We start from the raw sequence: 25,514 nt of genomic DNA, 5'->3' as shown, positions 1-25,514 counted from the left end.
GGCGGTCAGCGTCCCCGAGTCCGGCGCAGCACTCACCTTCGGTGTCAGAGACATGGCGGGGCTCCCCTACGTCCATCCGACGAAACCAGTTGTTCGACTGCCGTCAATCAGTACGTCGATATCTGGTCCTCGGCGGGCAGTCCGCCGGTGACCGCGAAGATGACGCGGCGGCCGACTTCCACGGCGTGGTCGGCGAAGCGCTCGTAAAAGCGGCCCAGCAACGCCGTATCCACACCCACCGAGACGTCGTGCTGCCAATCCTCATCGATCAGCACCTCGAACAAACCCCGGTACAGCTCGTCCATCGCGTCGTCTTGTTCGTGCAGCCTCGCGGCCGCCTCCGGATCCCGTGACACCAGCACCTGTTTTGCGCTGTCACCCAGGGCAATCGCCACCTTGCCCATGTCGGCGAAGCATTGGCGGACTTCCTCGGGGAGCACATGCGCCGGGTGCTCCCGCTCGGCGATCTTGGCCACGTGCACGGCCAGAGCACCCATCCGCTCCACGTCGGCGATGATCTGTATGGCGGCGAAGATCCCCCGCAGGTCGCCGGCGACCGGTTGCTGTAAGGCCAAGAGCGCCAACGCCTCTCGTTCGACTTGGGCTCGCATCGCGACGATCTGCTCGTGGTCACTGATCACCTCTTGCGCGGCGGCAATGTCGGCCTCCAGCAAAGCCTGGGTCGCGCGCTTCATCGCGATCCCGGCCAGTCCGCACATCTCCCCCAGTTGCGCGGCCAAATGGTCCAGCTGCTCGTGATAGGCGGTTCGCATGGAGACAGCCTCACCCGATTTCGGCACCTTTCACAAGTGACAAAAGCCATACGAACGGTGTCTAAACGGCTCCTCCCCGCGCGCCACCGTCGGCCTAGTCTTCAGCACATGTCGCCGACCCGCTTGCTGGCAGCACCCTTGCGCGCCGTGGTCGGGATCGCCGCCGGAGGCACGGCCCTGCTGGGGGGCGGCATCACGGCCGGCTTGGGCCGGTCCGTAACCCGCGCCGCGCCCGACGTTTCGGCGCTGGCCCGCGCGGCGGCGGGCATGGCGATCGAGGCTATGGGCGGCCCACCGGCGCGGCGCACCAGCACCAACGGCCCGCGGCGCTGGATCGAAGTGCGGGGCCTCGGTGGTGAGCACGCCTCGGCGATCGCCACCGACGTGCTGGCAGCCGTCCGCGCGGAGCCCGGGGTGCGCGGGGCCTTCCTGAACCGCACCGTCGCGCGACTGGTGGTGACCGTGGACGAGGACAAGCCCTCGGCTGCCGAGCTCGGCCGGATCGTCGCCGACGCCGAACAGCGAAACGGAGCGCCGGGCGCGCGGGCGCAGCCGGCGAGCCTGCCCGGCGACGACGCGCTCCTGATGGGGAAGGCGATGGCGGCCGCGGCCGCCGCCGTGGGACTTGGCCTTTCGCTGACCGGCAGCCTGCTGCGGCTACCCAGGCTGCCCGACCTGGTGGCCGTGCCGCCGGCGCTGGCCGACCACGTCCCGCGAGTGCGCCGAGAGCTGGAGCGACGCCTGGGGCCGGAGGCCACCGACGTCGTGTTCGGTTTCGTCAATGCCGCGACGGCCGCGTTGACCCTGTCGCCGACGGCCGCGGCCGCGGAGGCCGCCACCCGGACGATGCTGGCGGCCGAGGCCTGGAACGGCCGGCTGGCCTGGTCCTGGCATGAAGCGATGCTGGGTGGCCGGCCGGTGCCCGACGACCCGGCGTCGAAACCCAGAAGCATCCCCAATCCGCCCGACGGGCCCGCGGAACGCTACGCCAACCGGATCGGGTTGGCGGGTATCGGCGCCGCCGCCGGGGTGGGCCTGCTCTCGCGCAACCCCGACACCGCCGGCGCCACCGCGCTGGCGGCCGTGCCGAAGCCGTTGCGCACCGTGCGCGAGTCCTTCGGCTGCGCGATGAGCCGCGGCCTGACCACCCGTCACGACGCTCTGGTCCTGCGGCCCCGCGCATTGCGGACACTCGACCGGATCGACGCGATCATGATCGACCCGCGGGCGCTGTACACCGAGGAGTTGACGGTCAGTCGCGTTCTGGGGGTGGAGGATTCGGCACGCACCCGGGCCTGGGAGGCAGTTCGGGCCGCGCTCGACAGCGACGGCGTGCAGCCCGGATGGCACCAGCTGGCCGATATCCCCGGAGCCGGCGACTCGGGCGAGGCCCTGATCAGCCCGGCTCGCGATCCGTTCGCCGCGGCGGTGCTGACCGAAGCGCGACGGTCGCAGCCACGGGTGTATTCCCTGGATGATGACGGATTGCGTTCCCTGGCACAGGGATTCGACCAACTGTATCCGACAGGCGGTTCGATCGACCACGCGGTGGCGGCGGCCGTCGCCGAGCTGAAGGCCGGCGGCGCGACCGTGGCGCTGTTGACCACGCCGGAGATGCGGGCCCCGCACCGGTCCGACGTCACGATCGGCGTGCAGCGCGACGGGCATCCCCCGCCTTGGGCCGCCGACGTGATCACCAGAGACTTGGCCGGCGCCTGGCGGGTGTTGCACGCGCTGCCCGCCGCGCGGGCCGCCACCGACAATGCCGTCCGGTTGTCGGCGTCGGCCTCGACGATCGGCGCATTGATGCTGATTCCCGGTGTGCCCGGGCGCAGTTCGGCGTCGGTCAACGTCGGCATGGCCGCCAGCCTGTGGTTCGGTTACCGGGCGGCCGCGAAGGTGTTCCGGGAACCGCTGCCGGAGCCCGAAACCGGCTACGACTGGCACGCGCTGCCGATCGCGGAGGTGCAGCGGCTGCTGCCCCGCCCCCCCGAAGAACGCCACGAGGAAGTGCCCGCCTGGTGGCAGAAGCTGCCTCCGGTCCGCGCGCTGCACGAGGCCACCGCGGCGTCGTGGCGAGGCATCCGCGATTTCGCGGACGAGATGCGCGGCGACCTGGCCGACCCGATCACCCCGCTCTTGGCGACCGGCGCGCTGGCCAGCGCGCTGCTCGGCTCGCCCCTGGATGCGGTCCTGGTGGGCAGCGTCCTGCTGGTCAATGCCGCCCTGTCGGCCGAACAACAGCTGCACGCCGAGCGCATCCTGAATCGCCTACTGGCCGTGCAGGATCCACCCGCGCGGCGGCGCGTGGGCCCTTTAGAGGGCCCGGCGCATGCGGGGCGGTGGGAGAAGGTGCCGACCGGGCGGCTGCGGCCGGGCGACATCATCGAAGTCCATGCCGGCGAGGTGGTTCCCGCGGACGCCCGGCTGCTGCGCGCGCTCAACGTCGAGGTCGACGAATCCACGCTGACCGGCGAATCGCTGCCGGTGTCCAAGCAGACCGAGCCGACGCCGGGCGCCCCGCTGGCCGAACGCACCTGCATGCTCTACGCCGGCACCACGGTGGTCGCGGGCACGGCCGTGGCCGTGGTGACCGCGGTCGGTTCGCGCACCGAGATGCGCCGGGCGCTGGCGATGGCCCCGCGCAAGTTGCAGGAGATCGGCCTGCAGCGACAATTGCGGCACGTCACCCGTCGCGCATTGCCGTTCAGTGTGGCCAGCGGCGGCGTGGTCGGGTTGCTCAGCGTGGCCCGGGGCACCCCGTTGCGCGAGGCGGTATCCAGCGCGGTCACGCTCATCGTCGCCGCCATCCCCGAAGGGTTGCCGCTCGTGGCGACGCTGGCCCAGCTGGCCGCCGCGCGCCGGCTCACCGGCGAATCGGTGCTGATCCGCAACCCCCAGTCCATCGAGGCGCTGGCCCGGTTGGACGTGGTCTGCTTCGACAAGACCGGCACGCTGAGCGAGAACCGGCTGAAAGTCAAAGCGGTGCACCCGATGGCGGGCTTCACCCCCGGAGACGTGCTGGACGCGGCGGTGAGCACGAGCTACGCCAGGCAAACCCACCGGATCGAGCACGCCACCGACGACGCGATCAGCCAGGCGGCCGACGACCCCTCGCTGCGCGATGGTTCGCCCCCACAACCGCGCGAGACCCGTGACGCGTTCCTGCCGTTCCAATCCGGCCGCCCGTTCGCCGCCGCGCTCGTCGGCACCCGGCTGACCATCAAGGGTTCGCCCGAGGCGCTGTCGTCGGCGCTGCTGCACGACGAGCACCCACTGACGCAGCTGATCGACGAGATGGCGGCCGGCGGGCTGCGCGTGCTGGCGGTCGCCGAGCGCCACCTCAGCCCGGATCAGGCCGCGGCCGCCGTGGCCGATCCCGATGTGCTGGAAACCCTGTGCACCTCCGGGCTCACGCCGATCGGCCTGATCGGCTTGGCCGACACCCCCCGCCCCACGGCCCGGGCGCTGCTGAAGGACCTCGCCGAGCGGGGCATCGGCGTCCGGTTGATCACCGGTGACCATCCCACGACGGCGGCCGCGATCGCCCAGGACCTCGGCATTGACGTCACCGCCGACCAGGTGATCACCGGCAGTGACTGGGAGGCGCTGCCCGCCGGCCAACGGGCCGCGGCGGCGAAGTCGCGGCTGGTCTTCGCCCGGATGACGCCGGAACACAAGATCGGCGTCGTCCAGACCCTGGAGCGGTCCGGGCTGGTTACCGCGATGGTCGGAGACGGCGTCAACGACGCCGCCGCGATCCGGGCCGCCAGCGTGGGCGTCGGGGTGGCCGCGCGGGGCAGCGATGCGGCCCGCACCGCGGCCGACGTGGTGCTGCTCGACGAGCGGATCGAGGCACTGCTCGACGCCATCGACGAGGGGAAGCAGCTGTGGCGGCGAGTGCAGTCGGCGGTGTCGATGCTGGTGGGCGGCAACCTCGGCGAGGTGGGCTTCGCTCTGATCACCACCATCTTGACCGGCCGTTCGGTGCTCAACGCGCGCCAGCTGCTGTTGGTCAACATGCTGACCGACGCGCTGCCGGCCGCCGCCCTGGCCGTCAGCCCACAGAAGGGTGACACCGACGTCGACCGCGGCGAGGAAGCGATGTGGCGGGCGATCGGGATTCGCGGTGTGTCCACCACGACCGGCGCCATGCTGGCGTGGTCGATGGCCGGTGTGACCGGAACCCCGCGGCGCGCGGCGACCGTCGCGCTGATCGGGTTGGTCGGCACCCAGCTCGCGCAGACACTCGTCGACTCGCACGGCCCGCTGGTGGTGCTGACGACGGCCGGGTCCCTGGCCGCGCTGGCGGTGGTGGTGAGCATCCCCGGGCTCAGCCAGGTGTTCGGCTGCACCCCGGTGGGCCCGGTCGCCTGGGGTCAGGCGCTGCTGGCGGCTGCGGTGGCGTGCGTGCTGTCGGCCGTGGCTCCCGAGCTGCTCGCCCGGATGTCCGAACCGCTCGTGTCGCGGGTTCGTGATCAAGCCCTTAGCGTTGGACGCAGCGTGCCCGGCGCGCTGCGCAACAATTCCGGAGTTAGCGGATAGGTGGTGGAGATGGAGCGTGTAAGTCGGTTGCAGCTCAAGCCTTTTCGGCGTGCGGCCGAGCATATCGACGGGGCCTGGTGGCCCCGGTCCAGGCATTTGGCCGAGGAGCTGCCGGACCTGGTGGCCTCGGTGTCCGACCGGCTCGGGCAGGTCGTGATGATCGGCTACCGCCGCAATGGCTGGGACGAGACCCCGCCGCTGGTCGAGATCGCCGGCCACACCGTCGAATTGCTGGGATTCACCAGTGACGAGCCGGCCAGCGTCATCGTGATCGGCGCGGACGGCCGGCACCTCACGCTGCACGTCATCCCGCCGGACACCAGCGAACGGGACGCCCGGCAGGCGCTGGCCGAGGCAAGCGGATCCGCCGACGCCGCCGACACCCCGCCCGGCGTCCCGGTGGTCGCGAAGTCCATCGCCGACGTCGCGGACAAGCTGGCCCGTCACGAGGGGGGCCGTGACCCCGGGCGCTCGGCTGAAATCACGCGGTGGTGCGAGGAGGCCGCTCAACAATTCGTCGACGCACCGGTCCAGGCCTTCGTTCCGATCCTCGTCGAACACATCGTTCGGAACCGCATGATTGAATCCCGCGCCACGACTGCCGCCCCCTAGCCGGCGGGAGCGTATCGGTGGTGAGCCCACTGACCGACCCTGATCCCGCCCGCCTCGATTCGCGAACCGTCGCACAACGTCTCGAGACCGACCCCGAACGGGGATTGACGACGCGGGAGGCCGCGCGGCGCCTCGCCGTGGTCGGTCCCAACGCCGTCGAGACCGTCCCGCCGGTGCCGACGTGGAAGAAGCTCGTCGCGCAGTTTCGCAGCCCCCTGATCTACCTGCTGCTGGCCGCCCTGATCGCGTCGCTCGCCGTCTGGGCCGTTGAGGGGGCCGGCGGCTGGCCGGTCGACGCCGTGGTGATCGGCGTCATCCTGCTGCTCAACGCGGCGCTCGGATACGCCCAGGAGGCGCGCGCCGAGCGCGCGGTCGATGCCCTGTCGCGGATGACCGCCGCCTCGGCAACGGTCGTCCGCGACGGGGAGCGACGCAAGGTTGCCGCGAGCGACCTGGTGCCCGGGGACGTGCTGCTGCTGGCCGAGGGCGACGCCGTGGCCGCCGACGCCAGGCTGCTGTCGGGCGAAGGGTTGCAGGTGTCGGAGGCCGCGCTGACCGGCCAAAGCGAACCCATCGCGAAAGACGCGGGGGCCGTGACGGATTCGGCGACCCTCGGCGACAAGGTCAACATGGTGTTCAAGGGCACCGCGGTCACCAAGGGAGCCGCGCGGGCGGTGGTGACCGCCACCGCGATGGCCACCGAGACGGGCCACATCGCGGGCCTGGTGCGCACCGTCGACGACAGCGAGACGCCGCTGCAGCGCGAGGTCGCCCGGGCCAGCCGGCTGCTGGGGATCGCCGTGCTGGCCATCGCCGTGGTGGTGATCGCGACCATCTTCGCCGTCTTCGGCATACACAGCGCCGACGACGTGATCACGGCCGTGCTGCTCGGCGTTTCGCTGGCCGTCGCCGCCGTGCCGGAGGGGCTGCCGGCCATCATGTCGATAGTGCTCGCGCTGGGGATGCAGCGGATGGCCGCACAGGGCGCCATCGTCAAGGAGCTGTCCTCCGCCGAGACGCTGGGTTCGGCCTCGGTGGTCTGCTCCGGCAAGACCGGCACCCTCACGACGGGCGAGCTGACGATCGAACGGATCGTCACACCGGTGGGCGACGTGATCGTCACGGGCCCCGGGTACCGGCCCGAGGGCCGGCTGGAGCGCGACGGGGTCGCGCTCGAGGAGGGCAGCGACCTGTGGCGCCAGGCCGCGCTGGTGCTCGACGGGGATGGCGCCGATGCCAGGCTGACGGAAACCGACGGGCGCTGGACCAGCGAGGGCGATCCCATCGATGCCGCCTTCCTGGTGGCACAGGCCAAGGCCGGCACCCGACCGAACACGGCTTCGGTCACCAAGGGCGACCCCGATGCGGTGCTCGACCGGTGCGCGTACCTGAGGATCGGTGATCGGCTGGAACCGCTGGACGACCCGATGAGGGCGACGATCCGCGGGGACGCCGAGCGGCTCGCGCGCGGCGCGCTGCATCCGGTGGCCGTGGCATACCGGCCGCCCGGCGGGGCGGACCGGGAGCTGGCCTACGCCGGCATGGTCGGCATCACGGACCCGCCGCGCCCGGAGGCGGCCGGGGCCATCGCCAGCGCGCACCGCGCCGGGGTCAGGGTTGTCATGATCACGGGCGACCATCCCCGCGCGGCCGCCCGGATCGCCCGCCAGCTTGGCATCGAAGACAACGAGTCGGCGGTGTCCGGCGCCGAACTCGCCGCGTTGGACGACGCGGAACTCAGGGAAACGGTGCGCCGGCACTCGCAGTACACGCAGGTCGACCCGTTGGACAAGCTGCGCATCATCGACGCCCTGCAGGCCGAGCACGAGATCGTCGCGGTCACCGGCGAGGGGATCAACGACGCACCCGCGCTGAAATCGGCCGACATCGGCATCGCCATGGGCCGCACCGGCACGGAGGTCGCCCGGGAAGCGGCGAACATGATCCTGGCCGATGACAACTTCGCGACCATCGTGCTGGCGATTCGCGAGGGCCGCGGCATCTTCTCGAACATCAAGAAGTCCCTGCGCTACCTGCTGTCCTCCAACATGGGGGAAATCCTGACCGTCTTTTTCGGCGTGGTGCTGGCCGGCGCGATCGGCCTGACCCAGGGCCACACCGTCGCCCTGCCGCTGCTGGCCACCCAGATCCTGTGGGTCAACCTGATCACCGACGGCGCGCCGGCACTCGCGATGGGCGTGGACCCCCAGACCGAAGACGTCATGAGCCGCCCGCCGCGCGCGGCGTCGGATCGGGTCATCGACAGGCGGATGTGGAACAACATCGTCGTGATCGGCGCGGCCGTGGGGGCCGCGACCCTCGTCGCCATCCACCTGTATGTGCCCGGCGGTCCCCTGCCGTCGTCCCTCGACAGGGCCCGCACCGCGGGCTTCACCGTGCTGGTGGTGACGCAGCTGTTCAACACCCTCAACGCGCGCTCCGAGACGCAGACCGTGTTCCGCGGCTTCTTCGCGAATCGCTGGTTGTGGGCGGCAATCGCCCTGTCGGCGCTGCTCCAGGTGGCCGTGGTTCAGCTGCCCTTCCTCAACAAGGCCTTCACCACCGAGCCCCTCTCGCCTGCCCAGTGGCTGGTGTGCACGGCGCTGGCCAGCACCGTGTTATGGGTCAGCGAAATCCGCAAACTCATCCTGCGCCGTCGCGACCGTGGGCCATCAGCTCCGTGATCGCGGCGACGTCGGCGGGGCCGGGCACACCCCAGCCGGGGCGGTAGCCGAGCAACTCGTCGGCCCGCACCGTCTTGAGGTCGACGTCGAGCAGCTCGATCGCCTCCAGGGGCACGAGGGCGGGGTGGACATGCCCGCAGGCGCGGGCCAGGCACAGCAGCTCGAAGCGCAGGGTGGCGAGATAGTTCGCGCAGCGCACGGACTTCAGGGCCGGGTCCAGGCCGTGCTGCAGCCACGCCGACTGGGTGGCGACGCCGGAGGGGCAGCGGCCGGTGTGGCAGCGCTGCGCCTGGATGCACCCGATGGAGAACATGGCGGTCCGCGCGACGTTGACCATGTCGCAACCCGCCGCCAGCGCCAGCAGGGCGTTCTCCGGGATGCCCAGCTTGCCCGAGCCGATGAACGCCACGCCGTGGTGCAGGCCCGCCTCGGCGAAGGCGCGGTAGACGCGCGGGAAGGCCCACTTGAAGGGCAGGGCGACATGGTCGCTGAAGACCAGCGGGGCCGCGCCGGTGCCGCCCTCACCCCCGTCGACGGTCACGAAGTCCACTCCACGGCCGGTGCGGGCCATCCGGTCCGCCAGCGTGACCCAAAAGGCGTCTTCCCCGACCGCGGACTTGATGCCCACCGGCAGGCCCGTCTCGGCGGCGATGGTCTCCACCAGCTCGAGCAGCCCGTCGACGTCGCGGAACGCGGAGTGACCGGCGGGGCTCTTGCAGTCGACCCCGACCGGAACCCCGCGGATGGCGGCGATTTCGGGGGTGACCTTGGCGCCGGGCAGCATGCCGCCCAGGCCGGGCTTGGCGCCCTGGCTCAGCTTGATCTCGATGGCCCGGATGGACGGCGTGGCCGCCACCCGGTCGATCAGGCGCGCAAGGCTGAAGCCGCCGTCGTCGTCGCGGCAGCCGAAGTAGCCGGTGCCGATCTGCCAGACGAGGTCGCCGCCGTTCAGGTGGTACGGCGACACCCCGCCCTCGCCGGTGGTGTGCAGGGCGCCGGCCAACGCCGCGCCCCTGTTGAGCGCGGTGACGGCCGCACCGGACAGCGAGCCGAAGCTCATCGCCGAGACGTTGACCAGCGACGAGGGCCGGAAGGCCCTGGCGCGGCCGCGCGCCCCGCCGAGCACCTTGGCCGCCGGCAACGGCACGTCCGGGTCGGGATGCCCGGGTTCGCCCTCAGGCGTGGGCACGGGGAACGCCGCGTGCTTGATGACCGGGTAGTTGTGCACCCGTTCCAGGTCGTTGTCGGTGCCGAACCCGAAGTACCGGTTCTCCAGCTTGGCGGACGTGTACACCCAGCGCCGCTGATCGCGGCTGAAGGGCCGCTCCGCGTCGTTGTCGGTGACGATGTACTGGCGCAGCTCGGGGCCGACGGCTTCGAGCAGGAACCGCAAGTGGCCGATGACCGGGTAGTTGCGCAGGATGGTGTGGCGGCGTTGCAGCAGATCCCAACCCGTCAACCCGGCCAGGCCGCCCACCAACGCGGCCAGGGGACGCCGCTTCACGCGAGATCGGCGCCGTAGGCGCTGTAGGCGCCGAGCAGGTCGCGCGCCGAGACGATGCCGGCCAGCGCCCCGTCGCGCTCCACCAGGACGTGGCGGATGTAGTGGTCCATCATCCGGGCCGAGACCTGATCGACCGTCGCCTCGGCGTCGCACCAGATCAGCCTGGTGCTGGCCACGTCGGCGGCCGGGACGGTGGCCGGATCCTGTCCGGCGGCCACCACCCGAACGATGTCGCGCTCGCTCACCAGCGCCGCGGGCCGGACGTCGTCGCCGACCACGACCGCGCCGGCGTCGACGGCCACCAGAGCCCTGGCGGCGTCGGCGACCGTGGCGTCGGCGACGACGCGCGCCACCGGCTCGCCGATCAGGGTGGAAATCGGCATCGAACCCGCCGAAGGCGGGGCAGGTGAATCGGTCACGCAGCAATGTTCACCTGAACTTGGCCGGCCTTTCTAGTGACCTGAGTCCCCAATTCAAGTGGCGCTGGTAACCGCAATTCCTGGCCTCAAGATGTGCCTGTGTTGTGACACCCGGCCCTAGTCAACCCGGCGAAGCGGGCCCACGCTGGCGACAGGCCTGTTTCCCGAAGGGAATGATGTGGGCAGCAAGGGATTTGCGGCTTTGGTGGCGTTGAGCGTCGGCGCTTTGGTATCGGGCGGGATCGCCTGGCTGGCCGGCTCGCGCGACGTTGCCGATGCGTGCTGGATCGCGGGCACGTTGGTGGGGCTGGTTCCGGCGACGGCATGGGTGCTGGCCGCGCTGCGCCGCGGCCGGTTCGGGGTCGACCTGATTGCGGTGCTGTCGCTGATCGGCACGCTGCTGGTCGGCGAGTACCTCGCCGGTGCGCTGATCTCGGTGATGCTCGCCGGAGGGCGGGCGCTGGAGGCCGCGGCCGAGCGTCGCGCGTCGCACGATCTGCGGGCCCTGCTCGAACATGCCCCGCGGTTCGCCCGCCGCCGCGTCGGGTCGACCGTGACCACGATCGACCTGAACGAGGTGGCGATCGACGACCTGCTGGTCGTCGGCCCCGGCGAGGTGGTGCCCGTGGACGGTCGCATCGTCAGCGCGGCCGCGGTGCTCGACGAGTCGGTCCTGACCGGCGAGCCGCTGCAGGTGGAGCGCGGTTTCGGCGAACCGGTGCGCAGCGGGGTGGTCAACGCGGGCGGGGCGCTCGAGATGCGCGCCACCGCGACGGCCGAGGACAGCACCTACGCGCAGATCGTGCGGCTGGCCGCGGAGGCCGGGGCGCAGACCGCGCCGGTGGTGCGGCTGGCGGACCGGTACGCCGCGTGGTTCTTGCCGTTGGCCCTGTTGGTGGCCGGCGGGGCGTGGCTGGCCGGCGGGTCGGCGGTGCGGGCCGTCGCGGTGCTGGTGGTGGCGACGCCGTGCCCGCTGCTGCTTGCCGCCCCTGTCGCGATCGTGTCCGGACTGTCGCGCGCCTCGCGCCGAGGCGTGGTGGTCCGCGGCGGGGCCGCTCTCGAGAACCTGGGCAGCGCAACGACTTTGGTGATGGACAAGACCGGCACGCTGACCATGGGGCGCCCCGTCGTCGTCGACGTCGCGGCCGCGCCCGGGCGCGACGCCATCGAGATCCTGCGGCTGGCCGCTTCGGTGGATCAGCTGTCCCCGCATGTGCTCGCCGAGGCGATCGTCACCGAAGCGCTCGCCCGCGGCCTGCGGCCGTCGCTACCCACCGACGTGGTCGAGGAACCCGGGCGGGGCGTCACCGGCACCGTGGACGAGCAGCGCGTCTATGTGGGCAAGCTCGCGGGCGACATGTCCACGGAGTGGGCGCGCGCGGCGGTGAACCGCGCCCTGCTCGACACGGCCGCGGTCGCCTGGGTCTGCGTTGACGGCCGGCCGGTGGGTGCCGTGCTGCTGCGTGACCCCCTGCGCCGCCATGCGCCGCGGACCATGCGCCGGTTGCGCGGCGCCGGGCTGAAGCGATTGGTGATGCTCACCGGCGACCGCACCGAGCCCGCCCGCGAGGTCGCCGCCGTCTTGGGGCTCGACGACGTCTACGCCGAGCAGAGCCCGGCCGACAAGGTCGCCGCCGTCCGCGCCGAACAAAGCCGCGCGGTCACCGTCATGGTCGGGGACGGGGTGAACGACGCCCCCGCGCTGGCCGCGGCCGGCGTCGGCGTGGCGATGGGTGCGCGCGGTGCCACCGCCTCCTCGGAAGCCGCCGACATCGTGTTGACCACCGATCGGCTGGAGCGGCTCGCGGACGCGATGGACATCGCCCGGTGGTCGCGGCACATCGCCGTGCAGAGCGCCGTCGTCGGCATGGGACTGTCGCTGGCCGCGATGGCCGTCGCCGCGCTCGGGTGGCTGCCGCCGGCCGCCGGTGCTCTGCTGCAGGAGGGCATCGACGTTGCGGTGATCCTCAACGCGCTGCGGGCGCTGCGCGGCAACCCGTCCCTCGATGTCGACCTGCCCGCGCAAACCGAACAAATGCTGCGCCGCTTCGACGCCGAACACGACCAATTGCGCGATACCGTCAGGCTCTTGCGCGACGCCGCCGACCGCTTGGCCGAAGCGCCGGATCAGTCTGCGCTGCAGGCGATTACGCGCGCGCATACCCTGCTCGTCGGCCGCATCCTCCCCCACGAACGCGCCGAGGAAACCCAGCTTTATCCCGCGCTGGCCAACCCGCTCGGCACCGGTGAGGCCACCGCCACCATGAGCCGAACGCACGCCGAAATCCAACGGCTGTCCGACCGGATCGGCGCTCACCTGGCGCTGGCCCAGAGCAGCGGCTCCATCGGCCCGGACCAGGTCGACGACCTGCTCGCCTGCCTGTATGGGCTGTACGCACTGCTGCGCCTGCACTTCGTGCAGGAGGAGGAAAACTACTTCACCCTCGCCACAGACGAAGCCGACGAGCCCGGGGCGTCATCCCGCTGACGGCGGCCGGGTCATGAAGGTGCCCTTGATCTCCAGCCCGATCTCGATGTCGTCGTAGTCGCGCCCCTCGCGCTTCTTCTTGTCGCGCGGCATTACCGGCGGCATCATGGGCGGCGGCATGAAGGGAAACCCGGACTCGTCAGCGGGAAGCGCGGATACCGCCGCGGCGAGCTGCACCGGCGTTTTCGCAGCGGCCAGCATCCCCACGACGGCGGGCGGCATCTTCAGTCCACCCATCGAGACCCCGACGCCGATCGCCCCCGCGGGCGCCGCCGCCGATCCGGCCGCCCTCATCGCACTCGCCAAACCGGCCTCCGACGCTCCCAGCGCCGACTCGCCCTCCGACAGGCCCTGGGCCACCTCACCGCCGAGAGCCTGAAAACCTTTGGCGGTCTGCAGCTGCGCCCACACACTGAGCAGGTTGATCGGAAATCCGCTCGCGGCCTGGAATTGGCTTGCCCATTGGTTCGCCAGCCCGAACCAGCCCGTCTGGGGGTTGAAGCCGCCGGGAGTGCTGAGGATCGACGTCAGGAAATCGCCGATCGCCGACTGCGCCGGGGTGGCGGCGGCGGGCACGGCGATGGCTTGCGCGGCGGCCGCCGGGTTGACGATCACGGGCGGCGACGAGAACTGAGGCAGCCGGGTGGCTTGCGCCGCGGTGGCCGCGTAGCGATACATCGCCGCCGAATTGTTCACCCACATGGCTTCGTACTGCGCGTCCGTCTCGGCGATCGCCGCGGAGTTGGTGCCGAGCCAGTTGGTGGCTATCAGCTGGGCCAGTCGAGTCCGGTTGGTCGTGACCTGGACCGGGAAAACCACTGTCCGGCAAGCCAATTCGAATGCCGCCGCCACGGCCTGCATCGAGGCGCCGAGTTGCTCGCACTGCTGCGCGGTGGTGCTCGTCCAGGCAAGAAAGGGATCGACGGCCTGGATCATCGCCGCCGAGGACGGCCCCTGCCAGGTTTCGGTCAGCGAAGACAGCGCCGAGGAGTAGTTGGGCAGCGATTCCTCCAGCTCGGCGCCCAGCCGCTCCCACGCGGCGGCGGCCTCGATCAACGAACCCGCACCCGGTCCGGAGTGGATCAGCGCCGAGCTGATCTCTGGCGGCAACGTCCCGAAGTCCATGACGCATCAACCCGCCAGCGCTGTGGCAGTTCTCGACTGCCTTTTGCGGCAGGACATTTCGGTCAGTCCCTCATCCCGCCGACGGCGGTGGGCGCATCACTTTCCCCTTGACTTCCGCGCCAACTTGAAGTTCTTGGGGGTTTGGCTGCTTCCTCTTGCGCCAACCGCTGCCCGCCGAGATGGGCGGCGGCATCAACGGCGGCAGCATGGGGAACCCGGCATCCGCGCCATCAAGCGGCGACGCCGCCGAGGCGAGCTGGACCGGCGATTGCGAGGCGGGGAGCAGCCCCACCACGGCGGGCGGTGCGGTCAGCTTGCCCAACGAAACCCCAACGCCCATGGCGCCCGTCGGCGCCGCCGAGCCCATCGCCCGGACCGCACCGGACAGGTTGGCCCCCACCGCCCCCAGCGCCGCCTCGCCCTCCGAGAGGCCCTGACCGATGTCGCCGCCGACGGCCTGAACGCCCTGCGCGGTCGCCAACTGCGCCCACACACCGAGGAGGTTGATGGGGAAGCCGGACGAGATGAATTGGTTCCCCCAGGTGTTGGCCAGCCCGAACCAGCCCGTGTTGGGGTCGAAGCCGAGGGGGGTGTTGAGCGCGTTCAAGAAGTCCGCAATTGTCGATTGCGCCGAAGTGGTGGCGGCGGAGGACGTGGCGGTGGCCTGCGCGGCCGTCCCCGCGGGGTCGGTGATTGCGGGCGGCGACCGGAACTGCTGCACGTCGAGGGCCTGCGCCGTGGTCGCCTGATAACGGCTCAGCGCCGCGGAGTTGGTCGCCCACATGGCCTGATACTGCTCTTCGGTTGCGGCGATGGCCGGCAGGTTGCGGCCGAACGCGTTGGTGGCCACCAACTGCGCCAGCCGCGTCCTGTTGGCGGCGACGGTCGCGGGGGGAACCACCGTCGAGAGCGCGGAGTTGAACGCGGCCGCGGCGGCCTGGGTCGATTCGGCCATCTGCTGGGATTGCTGGGCGGTGTTCCGCAGCCAGGTGATGTAGGGCTGGACGGCCTCGACCATCGCCGCCGAGGATGGACCCTTCCACGACTCACTCAGTGTGGACAACGCCGTCGTGTAGATGCTGGCCGAGTTCTCCAATTCGGTGGTCACGCGCTGCCATGCGGCGGACGCTTCGATCAGCGAGCCCGCTCCGGGTCCGGAGTGGATGAGAGCCGAGGTGACCTCGGGGGGCAGCGCTAGAAGATCCATGACATCTCACATTCCGTATGCGGGCAACGAACCGGGAAAGTCGCGTTGACGACGCCGCGACCGCCGCTGAAACACTGCACCTCGACGCCTCACGCGTGGGCCCCCAGATCTCTCCTCGTTCGAGTACCGGATGAGACGAACGATATACCGACGAGGTTAGCCACCGAGGCAATTAGCAGCTAGGAGGCCCTGCACGCGGTCACACGGTCGCCGAGGCGCCGCGGCCCAATTCGATGATCCGGTCGCCCATGTCGCGGAGACGCATCTCGCTCAGGAAATCGGCCGGCGCCGAAGCGAAGATGCCGGGTTGTCGAAGTGGACGGCGCAGCGATTCGGCGCTCGGAGAGCCGGATTTGTTCATCATCAGCCCGTCGTCGTGGTGGGCTTGCGGCGCATCAAACACGATTTGCACAGATACGTCCCCAGCCCTGATCCGAGGAGGGAAGTGGCGATGCAGCTGTGGGGTGTGCCGATGCTAGGACCACGCAGGAGGGTGGGCTATGCGGAAAGGATTAGAACTACCGCAGTGGGTTTTTCGGCCCTAAGGATGAGGGGCTCCTCAAACACCCACCTCAACAAATTCCTCACGAAACCATCCTCAGCGGTACCCTACCGTATCGTGATCTCTTCGCGGACAATCACTTTGCCAAACTTGCGCGTGTCGATCAGAAATCCTTCACCCGGATGGCACTGCATCGGGAGGCGCAGACTTTTGGACCCAAGACGTTACCCACAAACTTGGCCCACCTGTCCGTCAATGGGGCTCGCCCCCTCGCAATCGCCCAGTGGGTATCTGCGCATAGGGTTACCGTGCAGGAAGTTATCGATACAGGTCTGATGGGCAGCGGGATCGGTGACGCTGACACAGGGATCGCCGGCGTGTGCTGGTGCTGGTGGAATGCAGAGGGGTGCCAGTGCTATGGCTGCTGCCACCGACGCGCCCATTAGTGCCTTCTTCATCAGTTCTTCTTCTCCCGCCACTCCAGATACAGTGTTGCACTTGATGAGGTCATATGGGTTTCGGCACGTGGCCTTGATTCGCATTCGGCCTTTGGACACCCTTACTCCCAAGAAATTCGGGACCACCACCCCGTTGACTTCCACCGCGGTAGTCAAGCATTCAAACGAGGCCACACTATTTGGGCGCCGGCGGGATTGGCGACGGTGCGGATCGGTGCTGGGCGGAGTCTGCGCGGGGTCAAACACGTTGTGGTTGAACATTTTTACTTGTACGCGGGGGAGTAGCCAGCGGGGCGCGCCCCGCACGGCGCGGGCCGGTCTGCGGTCAGTGCGCGGCGTTCATCCAACGGCGCATCTGCCAAGTCTATCGACGGCAGCGGGCCGCCCCGCTTCCGTGCTGCCCGGCGGAGAACTGCCAGCAGCGGAAGGTAGGAGTCGATGGCTCGATGTCGCGCGCGGGCGGAGCATAGGTTCGGACGCCAGCGTGAGCACTTCGGCTACCGGGGACTGAGCTCACAAAACCGGTATTCAGCCGGGAACTTGCGACGACCTGCTGGGGACGCTCACCGCGGTGTCGCCGACCGAGTAGATGCGTGGTGGGTGTGGGCCTTCGTCTCATCCGCCTGACGGAGGTCGCCGCATGATGGTGCCGGGGATCGGCGGTCCATAGCCTTTCTCGTCGGGCTTGTCCCGCTGCGCCTTGCGTGCTCCAGGTGGCATCGGCGGTACGAACATCGGGATCAGTGGAGCGCCCTCGGCTGTTGTCGGGACCAACGGTGCCTCTGCGGCAGCCAGCTGGATCGGGGAGGTGACCGCCGAAGGCGGGACCACGAGGTTGCCGACGTACATTCCCCGGCCTAGAGAAGCAGTCACAGAAGTCTGCACTGCACTGGCCTCAGCGGCGGGTGCAGTGGCGGAGAGATTTGGAGCCCCTCCGACAGCCTCGGGGCCGGTGAGGTTGTAGGCAATGGCCAGGTTGCGGGGGGTGGCGGCCAAGACATCTGGGAATTGGCCAGGGAACAAGTCATGACCTCCGGTGAATACACTGATGGCGTTAAACGGGAACCCGCTCTGGATGACGCTGTCCACCTGGAGAATCGCCAACGCGACGGTGGGATTGGAGAAGATCGAATCCAGGATGGGGATGTCGATGGCTTGTGCGCTGGTTACCGCCGCGCTCTGCGCGGCGATGCCAGCTGGGTTGGTGATGGTGGGAGGAGACGTGAACGGCTGTAACGTCATGGTCTGCAGGCTGGTGGCGTGATAGGCCAGCATGGCGGTGGTGTTACCGGCCCACATCTGCATGTACTGGGTCTCGGTGGTGGCGATGGCGGGGAAGTTGATGCCGAATAAGTTTGTCGCGATCAGATGAGCCAGCCGTGTGCGGTTGGCGGTGACCACGCTGGGATGCACCACAGCTGTCTGGGTGGCGGCGAACGAACTGGCCATGGTGGTGGCCGCCATCGACATCTGAGCGGCGTGGGCCGCGGTGGTGTGTAGCCAGGCGACGTAGGGGATGGTGGACAGGGTCATCGCCGTCGCCGATGGTCCCTGCCAGGGAATGCCCGCCACGGTGGAGGCGTAGTCAGCGGCGGTCTGTTGAAGCTCGATCACCAGCTGGCGCCAGACGTTGGCAGCCACGAGTAGTGATCCGGGCCCCGGCCCGGAATGAATCAGTGCTGATGTGATCTCGGGAGGAGCCCAGAAGTCCACGCCTACCCTGTCAAACCTCGGAGTCGATAGTCCTCATCGTCTTTGTGACGGCTGTAGCTATTCGGCGGCGCCCGGAGCGCGGCAGCCAGGTCCGCGTCGGTCAAGTCCCTCTCTAACAGCTGCTCGAGCAGGCGCTTGATGTCTTTGCCGTCCAGATTCGTGCGCGCCATATCGAAACGCTACCGCGCAATTTATCGGCCGCGCCCAATTTTGGCTTTGTTCTTCTAATGCTGGGAGGAGCAGCTTCAACGCGCGTTCCGGCGCGGCGAAGCGGATCGCGAAACGGGGCCTTCATGCCTATCGGGCATGAATAGGGCACGCAGCCCGGTCAGAATCTCAGAAATAGCCTTTGAACTGCACAAACCCTGGTGCGAGACACGGGATTTGAACTAGAGCACGGCCTGTTAAATATGCCCGCGACTTCACGCAGCCGAAGCAGGCGAAAACCGCGAAGCACAGTGAAGCAAGCGAGCAAACCAGTCGCGCAGCCAGCGGAAACCGAAGGGTCTACCTGAAGTCGTGAATGCGTTCTGCGGTAACACTTCAGGTTGCCCGCGTGCGTGGGCCCGCCCCCGCTGTCGGGAATGGGTGTGTCGAGATCGCAGCCCACGTTGGGGCCGATAATTGATGCCGGCCCGGAAGACCTCGACCACCTTCGGCAGGCGCTCACGCACCGCCGGGGCATTCCGCACCCGACTCACCGCAAGGCCCTGGCTGATTCGCAACGCAGCCGCGACCTCCGCCGGCACCGCCTCCACCGCGTCGATGGCCGAGTCCTCGGTCTGCGAAACACCGCGACAACCGATATCCAAACGGCCGCCCGATCGCGACCAACTGCGCCGCCGCCGCCCGATTCTCCGCCCGCCGCCGCGCCGATCTCATCGATCAACGCCGCCGAGTCAGCCGTCTCCGGCGGGTAGTGCCGCTCGGACCTTCGCCTAGGGCCCCGCGCGGCGGCTGACGAACTCGCGGCGTGAACCGGTCAGCGGATCGTCGAACTCGATGTGCCGCGCCAGCAACCGCAGCGGCGTGCTGAAGTCGTCGGGCGGTACGTCAATCACGTTGGGATAAAGCGGATCGCCTTCAATCGGCAGCCCGAGGGAGGCCATGTGCACCCGCAGCTGATGGGTGCGTCCGGTGCGCGGCGTCAGCCGGTACAGACCGTCCGCCGAAACGAGCTCCACCAGCGTCTCCGCGTTCACCGTGCCGGGCTCGCAGACCGCCTGCAAAACGCCGCGCCGCTTCACGATCCGGCTGCGCACGACACGGGGGAAAATTACGGCGGGGTCGACGGCCGCGCGTGCCAGATAGGTCTTGGCGACCAACCCGCGCGCAAACAGCGTCTGGTACGCGCCGCGTACTTCGCGCCGGGCGGTGAACAGCAGCACCCCGGCCGTCAGCCGGTCGAGCCGATGCGCCGGGCTCAGCTCGGGCAACCCCAGTTCCCGGCGCAGCCGCACCAGCGCGGTCTGCGCGACGTGCCGCCCGCGCGGCATGGTGGCCAGGAAGTGCGGCTTGTCGACGACGACGATGTCGTCGTCCCGATGAAGCAGCGGGACGTCGAACGGCACCGGGACCTCGTCGGGCAGCTCGCGGTACAGGAACACGAACGCCCCGGCGGGCAGGACGGTCGCGTCGTCGACCAACGCACCGTCGGCGCCGACGACGTCCCCGGCCAGCGCCTTCGCGCCGAACCGGGCGGTCAGCTCCGCCAGCACCGGCCCGCCGCGCAGCCGCACCCGCGCCGGGCCCAGCCCGTCCCGCACGGGAAGTGGCGCGGGCCTCAACGCGCGCTCAACTGAGCGGGACCGGCTCGAGGATTTCGGCGCGCGCCTCGGGCGCGCTGGCCCGCAGCTCGTCCGCGGACACGTCGTCGGGCTGGGCCTGCGAGAGTATTTCGGCCTCCACCCGCGCGGTGTAGTTGGCGACCTCGCGGTCGATGTCCTCGGCGGTCCACCCCAGCACCGGCGCCACCACCTCGGCGACCTCGCGGGCGCAGTCGACGCCGCGGTGCGAGTATTCGATGGAGATCCGCATCCGGCGGGCCAGGATGTCCTCCAGATGCAGCGCGCCCTCGACGGCGACGGCATAAAGGGCTTCGACCCGCAGATAGCCCGGCGCCTCCTTGATCGGGCTGAGCAGGCCGGCAGTTTCGGCCGCCAGCCCCAGGACCTCGCCGATCAGCGAGCCGTAGCGGTCCAGCAGGTGGCGCACGCGGTACGGATGCAGACCATTCAGCGTGGCAACGTGCTCGACCTGGTTGACCAGCGCGAAGTAACCGTCGGCGCCCAGCAGGCTCACCTTCTCGGTGATCGACGGCGCCACCCGGGCCGGAACGAACTGGGCCGCGGCGTCGATCGCGTCGGCGGCCATCACCCGGTACGTGGTGTACTTCCCGCCGGCGATCGCGACCAGCCCGGGCGCGGGTACCGCCACGGCGTGCTCGCGGGACAGCTTCGAGGTTTCCTCGCTCTCGCCTGCCAGCAGCGGGCGTAGCCCGGCATAGACGCCGTCGATGTCGGCGTGCGTCAGCGGCGTGGCCAGCACGGTGTTGACGGTCCCCAGGATGTAGTCGATGTCGGCCTTGGTGGCCGCGGGGTGGGCGAGGTCGAGGTCCCAGTCGGTGTCGGTGGTCCCGATGATCCAATGGCCGCCCCACGGGATGACGAACATCACCGACTTCTCGGTGCGCAAGATGATCGCGACGTCGCTGACGATGCGGTCCCGCGGCACGACGACGTGCACCCCCTTGGACGCGCGGACCTGGAACCGCCCCCGCTGCTTGGACAGCGCCTGGATCTCGTCGGTCCACACCCCGGTCGCGTTGACGACGACGTGGCCGCGCACCTCGGTGATCGCGCCGTCCTCGGAGTCGCGGACCCGCACGCCGGTCACCCGATCGCCCTCGCGCAGCAACGCGACGACCTGGGTGGAGGACCGCACCACCGCGCCGTAGTGCGCTGCGGTGCGCGCGACCGTCATGGTGTGGCGGGCGTCATCGACGACGGTGTCGTAGTAGCGAATCCCACCGATCAGCGAGGTGCGCTTGAGGCCCGGGCTCAGGCGCAGGGCACCGGCGCGGGTCAAATGCTTTTGCGCCGGAACGGATTTCGCGCCGCCGAGGCGGTCGTAGAGGAAGATGCCGGCGGCGATGTATGGCCGTTCCCACCCGCGCTTGGTCAGCGGGAACAGGAACGGCATCGGCTTGACCAGATGCGGTGCGAGCTTGGTCAGCGACAGCTCACGCTCGTGGAGCGCCTCGCGGACCAGTCCGAACTCCAGCTGCTCGAGGTATCGCAGCCCACCGTGGAACATCTTCGACGACCGGCTCGAGGTGCCCGATGCGAAATCGCGGGCCTCGACCTGCGCCACCTTGAGCCCGCGCGTGGCGGCGTCCAGCGCGCACCCGGAGCCCACGACGCCGCCGCCGATGACCACCACGTCGAACTGCTCGGCACCCAGCCGCTCCCAGGCCACCTTGCGTTGCTGCGGTCCGAGCGCGTCGATCGGGTCGCTCACTGCGGGGGCTCCTGTCTCGTTACTGGTCGGTAGGTGTGCGGTTCCCAGGCTAGGCCCTAATCGAGATCGTCGTGGGCCATCAGCCGCCGCGCGGCCTCGGTGATCGAACCGGACAACGAGGGGTAAACGGCCAGCGTCTGCGCCAGTTCGTTCACGGTGATGCGGTTTGTCACCGCCACCGCGATCGGCAGGATCAGCTCGGAGGCGATCGGCGCCACCACCACGCCGCCGATGACCACGCCGGTGGACTTCCGGCAGAACATCTTGACGAAGCCTTGCCGCAGCCCCGACATCTTGGCCCGCGCGTTGGTCCGCAGCGGCAGCATGATCGTCCGCGCCGGCACCGAACCGTCGTCGATCATCGACTGCGGCACCCCGACGGCGGCGATCTCGGGCCTGGTGAACACCGTCGCCGCCACCGTGCGCAACCGGATCGGGCTGACGCCCTCCCCCAGCGCGTGATACATCGCGATCCGGCCCTGCATGGCGGCCACGGACGCCAACAGCAGCAGCCCGGTGCAGTCGCCCGCCGCATAGATACCGGGCACCGAGGTGCGCGAAACCCGGTCGACCCTGAGGTAATCGCCGCGATCCAGCTCGATGCCGACCCGCTCCAGGCCCAGGCCGCTCGTGTTGGGGACCGAGCCGATGGTCATCAGCGCGTGGCTGCCCTCGACGGTGCGCCCGTCGGTCATGGTGACCAGCACGCCGGAGTCGGTCCGGGTGACCGACTCCGCGCGGGCGTTCTTGACCAGCTTGACGCCCCGTTCGGCGAACGACTCCTCCAGGACGAGCGCGGCGTCGGCGTCCTCATAGGGCAGCACCCGGTCCCGGCTGGCCGCCACGGTGACCTGCACGCCCAGCTCGGTGTAGGCGCTGACGAACTCGGCGCCGGTGACCCCCGAGCCCACCACGATCAGGTGCTCGGGCAGCGCCTCCAGGTCGTAGAGCTGCCGCCAGGTCAGGATGCGTTCGCCGTCGGGCCGCGCCGACGGCAGGATCCGCGGGCTGGCGCCGGTGGCGATCAGCACGACGTCGGCCTCGTGCTCGCTCGTCGTGCCGTCGGCGGCGGTGGCCTTGATGCGGTGCTTCGCCAGCCCGGGAGTGGGGTCGATTAGTTCGCCGCGGCCCGCCACCACCTGCACGCCCACGCCGAGCAGCTGGGCGGTGATGTCGGCCGACTGCTCGGCGGCCAGCGTCCTGACCCGGGCGTGGATCTGCGGCAACGAGATCTTGGCGTCTTCGATGTCGATGTCGAAGCCCAGCCGGGGCGCCCGGCGCAGTTCGGTGCGCAGCCCCGTGGAGGCGATGAACGTCTTGGACGGCACGCAGTCGTCCAGCACGGCCGCGCCGCCGACGCCTTCGGACTCGATCACGGTGACGTGGGTTGTGTCTGGATGCGAGGTGGCGGCGACCAGAGCGGCTTCGTAACCGGCCGGCCCCACACCGAGGATCACGATGCGGGTCACCACACGCCTAACCTAACCGGGCCGCAGGGACCCCGCGAATCGCTCGGGTGAACACCGCGCGAGCGTGTGACGTTTAAGCTTTCTCCGTGCCGATTTACGCCGCGTACGGGTCGAACATGGATCCCGAGCAGATGCTCAAGCGCGCGCCGCACTCGCCGATGGCCGGAACTGGCTGGTTGCACGGGTGGCGGTTGACGTTCGGCGGGGAGGACATCGGCTGGGAGGGGGCCCTGGCGACGATCGTCGAGGACCCGGGTTCGAAGGTTTTCGTCGTGCTCTACGACATGACGCCGGCCGACGAGACGAACCTGGACCGGTGGGAGGGCTCCGAGTTCGGGGTGCACCAGAAGATCCGGTGCCGGGTCGAGCGCATCTCGTCGGACACCACCACCGACCCGGTGCTGGCGTGGCTGTATGTGCTCGACGCCTGGGAGGGTGGTCTGCCGTCGGCGCGCTACCTCGGCGTCATGGCCGACGCCGCCGAAATCGCCGGTGCGCCAGACGATTACGTGAGCGACCTGCGCAACCGGCCGGCCAGCAACGTCGGCCCGGGGACCAGCGCCTAGCGATAGGGCAACTGGCTGCGAGGTAGCTGTCGAGCAGACGCAGAGTCGCACTTGGAAGGCCTGGGCAACGCGATTTTGCGTCTGCTCGCCGTCAAGGCCGCAAAGGCCCTCGCCCGGCCGGACGGTGGGTTATACGATCCGTATGCCGTGAGCTGGTCGGAGGTGCGGCATGTCGTTTGTTATCGCGGTGCCGGAAATGGTCGAGTCGGCGGCGACGGATCTGGCGGACATCGGTTCGACGATCGCCGCAGCCACCACCGCGGCGGCGGCCCCGACGACGGGGGTGCTGGCCGCGGGCGCCGATGAGGTCTCCAAAGCCGTCGCGGCGTTGCTGGGCGCCCACGGCGCCGAATACCAGGCGCTCAGCGCCCAAGTGGCGGCGTTCCACGGCGAATTCGTGCGGGCCGTGACCGCGGGTGGGGCCTCATATGCCCTTGCCGAGGCCGCCAACGCCTCGCCGCTGCAGACCCTGGAGCAGGACCTGCTCGGCGCGGTGAACGCACCCACGCAGGCGCTGTTCGGCCGCCCGCTGATCGGCAATGGCGCCAACGGGACGACCATCGCGGGCGTGGGGCAGCCGGGCGGGCCGGGAGGCTTCTTGTACGGCGACGGCGGCAGCGGCGGCGCGAGCACGCTTCCCGGGGTGCCCGGCGGGGCCGGCGGGGCCGGCGGGTTGATCGGCAACGGTGGTCCCGGTGGGGCGGGCGGGACCGGCGGAACGGGCGGCGCCGGTGGCGCCGGCGGGCTGCTGGTCGGCAACGGTGGGCCTGGCGGGGCCGGCGGCGGCAGCCCCGGCGACGCGGGCGTCGGCGGCCCGGGCGGCAACGCGGGACTGTTCGGCAACGGCGGCCCCGGCGGGGCCGGCGGGATAGCAGCCCTGGGCGGCGCCGGCGGCCTGGGCGGATCCGGCGGCAACGCCGTGTTGTTCGGCCATGGCGGGGCGGCCGGGGCCGGCGGGTTCTCCAGCACCGGCCCCGCCGGGGCCGGTGGCATCGGCGGGGCCGGCGGCCTGCTGCACGGCTCCGGCGGAACCGGCGGCGACGGGGGCATGGCGCTCAGCACCGGTGCCGGCGGCGCGGGCGGGGCCGGCGGCGCCGCCGGGCTGCTCGGCAACGGCGGCGATGGCGGCAGCGGCGGCCTGGGCGGGAACACCACGGGCACGTCGGCGGCCGGCGGGGCCGGTGGCGCCGGCGGGCGCCTGTTCGGGGACGGTGGCACCGGCGGAGCCGGCGGGACCAACCTGAACGCCGCCGTGATCGCCGCCGGTACCGGCGGGGCCGGCGGTAATGCCGGGCTGTTCGGCTCGGGCGGCGCCGGTGGCGTCGGCGGAGTCGACGGCGGGATCGCGGGCAGCGGCACCGGCGGCCGCGGCGGGGCCGGCGGCGCCGGCGGCATGCTCAGCGGCTCCGGCGGGGCCGGCGGGGCGGGCGGGATAACGATCCAGGGAACTCGCGGCGGGGCCGGCGGAGCCGGCGGTGCGGCCGGGTTGGTCGGCACCGGCGGCGCGGGCGGGGCCGGCGGGCAGGCCACCGCGAGCGGGTCGACGGGCGGCGACGGCGGCCCGGGCGGGAACGCCGTGCTGATCGGCAACGGCGGCAACGGTGCCAACGGTGGGCCGGGCGCGACGGCGAGCGGCACGCCCGGCCCCGGTGGCACCGGCGGGCTGCTGTTGGGAGCGAACGGCCTGCCCTAGAAGAGGGCCGCCTGCTCGACGATGTTGACCATCACGCGCAGGCCGATCGCCAGGGCCCGCTCGTCGAGGTCGAAGGTCGGCTGGTGCAGGTCCAGCTGCGGCCCCTCGCCCGACCACACGCCCAGCCGCGCCATCGCGCCGGGGATCTCCTCCAGGTACCAGGAGAAGTCCTCGCCGCCGCCGGACTGCCGGGTGTCGGCCAGCGCTTCGGGGCCGACGGCTTCGATGGCGTGGGTA

Annotated in this window: 18 protein-coding genes and 1 pseudogene; 6 read left to right on the top strand and 13 right to left on the bottom strand. The window is 70.4% G+C overall.

The window, feature by feature from the left end; all coding sequences use genetic code 11:
• Positions 1–107: 107 nt before the first annotated feature.
• Entirely contained in the window at positions 108–773 is a 666-nt protein-coding gene (gene phoU, locus VMD50_RS26700) for a phosphate signaling complex protein PhoU (protein WP_325432438.1), read from the bottom strand.
• A gap of 108 nt (positions 774–881) precedes the next feature.
• Between phoU and VMD50_RS26695 the strand changes: the two genes are divergently transcribed.
• From VMD50_RS26695 to VMD50_RS26685, 3 genes are read left to right on the top strand one after another with little or no spacing between them, the layout of a single operon-like run.
• Positions 882–5,318 (top strand): cation-translocating P-type ATPase, encoded by a 4,437-nt coding sequence (locus VMD50_RS26695; RefSeq protein WP_325432436.1) that lies wholly within the window; start codon positions 882–884, stop codon positions 5,316–5,318.
• A gap of 9 nt (positions 5,319–5,327) precedes the next feature.
• The gene (locus tag VMD50_RS26690) at positions 5,328–5,930 is read left to right on the top strand and encodes a DUF5994 family protein (RefSeq protein WP_325432433.1); all 603 of its coding nucleotides are present in this window, start codon (positions 5,328–5,330) and stop codon (positions 5,928–5,930) included.
• Positions 5,931–5,947: 17 nt separating this feature from the next.
• A complete protein-coding gene (locus VMD50_RS26685; protein WP_414686183.1) occupies positions 5,948–8,614 on the top strand; it encodes a cation-translocating P-type ATPase in 2,667 nt (888 codons plus the stop codon).
• Here VMD50_RS26685 and VMD50_RS26680 read toward each other — a convergent pair.
• Complete coding sequence (locus VMD50_RS26680) at positions 8,574–10,118, bottom strand: FMN-binding glutamate synthase family protein (RefSeq protein ID WP_325432429.1); 1,545 nt, start codon at positions 10,116–10,118, stop codon at positions 8,574–8,576. The genes VMD50_RS26685 and VMD50_RS26680 overlap by 41 nt on opposite strands.
• Positions 10,115–10,501 carry a CBS domain-containing protein gene (locus VMD50_RS26675; protein ID WP_325432440.1) on the bottom strand — a complete coding sequence of 129 codons (387 nt, stop codon included), beginning with the start codon at positions 10,499–10,501 and terminating at the stop codon, positions 10,115–10,117. The genes VMD50_RS26680 and VMD50_RS26675 overlap by 4 nt, the downstream gene beginning before the upstream one ends.
• A 214-nt stretch (positions 10,502–10,715) precedes the next feature.
• On the opposite strand from VMD50_RS26675, the gene VMD50_RS26670 reads away from it, so the two are divergent.
• Positions 10,716–13,025, top strand: coding sequence for a heavy metal translocating P-type ATPase (locus VMD50_RS26670; protein ID WP_325432427.1), 2,310 nt, complete (start codon positions 10,716–10,718; stop codon positions 13,023–13,025).
• On the opposite strand, the gene VMD50_RS26665 is transcribed toward VMD50_RS26670, so the two are convergent.
• From VMD50_RS26665 to VMD50_RS26625, 9 genes and pseudogenes are all read right to left on the bottom strand, one after another.
• A complete protein-coding gene (locus VMD50_RS26665) occupies positions 13,014–14,150 on the bottom strand; it encodes a PPE family protein (protein ID WP_325432425.1) in 1,137 nt (378 codons plus the stop codon). The genes VMD50_RS26670 and VMD50_RS26665 overlap by 12 nt on opposite strands.
• Positions 14,151–14,220: 70 nt before the next feature.
• Positions 14,221–15,357 carry a PPE family protein gene (locus VMD50_RS26660; RefSeq protein ID WP_325432423.1) on the bottom strand — a complete coding sequence of 379 codons (1,137 nt, stop codon included), beginning with the start codon at positions 15,355–15,357 and terminating at the stop codon, positions 14,221–14,223.
• A 199-nt stretch (positions 15,358–15,556) separates the two neighbouring features.
• Entirely contained in the window at positions 15,557–15,769 is a 213-nt protein-coding gene (locus VMD50_RS26655) for a hypothetical protein (protein WP_325432421.1), read from the bottom strand.
• A 1,163-nt stretch (positions 15,770–16,932) separates the two neighbouring features.
• On the bottom strand, positions 16,933–18,030 hold the full coding sequence (locus tag VMD50_RS26650) for a PPE family protein (RefSeq protein ID WP_325432419.1): 1,098 nt from the start codon (positions 18,028–18,030) through the stop codon (positions 16,933–16,935).
• A gap of 2 nt (positions 18,031–18,032) precedes the next feature.
• The gene (locus VMD50_RS26645; protein ID WP_325432417.1) at positions 18,033–18,200 is read right to left on the bottom strand and encodes a hypothetical protein; all 168 of its coding nucleotides are present in this window, start codon (positions 18,198–18,200) and stop codon (positions 18,033–18,035) included.
• A gap of 447 nt (positions 18,201–18,647) precedes the next feature.
• Positions 18,648–18,958, bottom strand: a pseudogene (locus VMD50_RS26640) (DUF222 domain-containing protein); the annotation flags it as partial.
• A gap of 10 nt (positions 18,959–18,968) precedes the next feature.
• Complete coding sequence (locus VMD50_RS26635) at positions 18,969–19,817, bottom strand: pseudouridine synthase (RefSeq protein WP_325432415.1); 849 nt, start codon at positions 19,815–19,817, stop codon at positions 18,969–18,971.
• A gap of 7 nt (positions 19,818–19,824) precedes the next feature.
• A complete protein-coding gene (locus VMD50_RS26630) occupies positions 19,825–21,549 on the bottom strand; it encodes a glycerol-3-phosphate dehydrogenase/oxidase (RefSeq protein ID WP_325432413.1) in 1,725 nt (574 codons plus the stop codon).
• A gap of 56 nt (positions 21,550–21,605) precedes the next feature.
• Positions 21,606–23,021 (bottom strand): NAD(P)H-quinone dehydrogenase, encoded by a 1,416-nt coding sequence (locus VMD50_RS26625; protein ID WP_325432411.1) that lies wholly within the window; start codon positions 23,019–23,021, stop codon positions 21,606–21,608.
• Between the two features lie 83 nt (positions 23,022–23,104).
• Between VMD50_RS26625 and VMD50_RS26620 the strand changes: the two genes are divergently transcribed.
• Together VMD50_RS26620 and VMD50_RS26615 are read left to right on the top strand one after the other, a co-directional pair.
• A complete protein-coding gene (locus tag VMD50_RS26620; RefSeq protein ID WP_325432409.1) occupies positions 23,105–23,584 on the top strand; it encodes a gamma-glutamylcyclotransferase family protein in 480 nt (159 codons plus the stop codon).
• A 169-nt stretch (positions 23,585–23,753) separates the two neighbouring features.
• Positions 23,754–25,277: a PE family protein gene (locus VMD50_RS26615; protein ID WP_325432407.1), complete on the top strand. Its 1,524-nt coding sequence runs from the start codon at positions 23,754–23,756 to the stop codon at positions 25,275–25,277.
• Here VMD50_RS26615 and VMD50_RS26610 read toward each other — a convergent pair.
• The coding region (locus VMD50_RS26610) for a M20/M25/M40 family metallo-hydrolase (RefSeq protein ID WP_325432405.1) at positions 25,274–25,514 on the bottom strand (241 nt) is incomplete at its 5' end. The genes VMD50_RS26615 and VMD50_RS26610 overlap by 4 nt on opposite strands.

Source organism: Mycobacterium sp. (genome assembly GCF_035506235.1).
Lineage (GTDB): Bacteria > Actinomycetota > Actinomycetes > Mycobacteriales > Mycobacteriaceae > Mycobacterium.
Note: the sequence above shows the minus strand (reverse complement) of the source record. Positions and strands in the feature narration are given on the sequence as shown.

Coding starts and splice junctions, on each gene's coding strand:
- VMD50_RS26615 (WP_325432407.1), top strand. CDS start 23,754: ATGTCGTTTGTTATCGCGGTGCCGGAAATGGTCGAGTCGGCGGCGACG.
- VMD50_RS26695 (WP_325432436.1), top strand. CDS start 882: ATGTCGCCGACCCGCTTGCTGGCAGCACCCTTGCGCGCCGTGGTCGGG.
- VMD50_RS26645 (WP_325432417.1), bottom strand. CDS start 18,200: ATGGCGCGCACGAATCTGGACGGCAAAGACATCAAGCGCCTGCTCGAG.
- VMD50_RS26675 (WP_325432440.1), bottom strand. CDS start 10,501: ATGCCGATTTCCACCCTGATCGGCGAGCCGGTGGCGCGCGTCGTCGCC.
- VMD50_RS26690 (WP_325432433.1), top strand. CDS start 5,328: ATGGAGCGTGTAAGTCGGTTGCAGCTCAAGCCTTTTCGGCGTGCGGCC.
- VMD50_RS26660 (WP_325432423.1), bottom strand. CDS start 15,357: ATGGATCTTCTAGCGCTGCCCCCCGAGGTCACCTCGGCTCTCATCCAC.
- VMD50_RS26665 (WP_325432425.1), bottom strand. CDS start 14,150: ATGGACTTCGGGACGTTGCCGCCAGAGATCAGCTCGGCGCTGATCCAC.
- phoU (WP_325432438.1), bottom strand. CDS start 773: ATGCGAACCGCCTATCACGAGCAGCTGGACCATTTGGCCGCGCAACTG.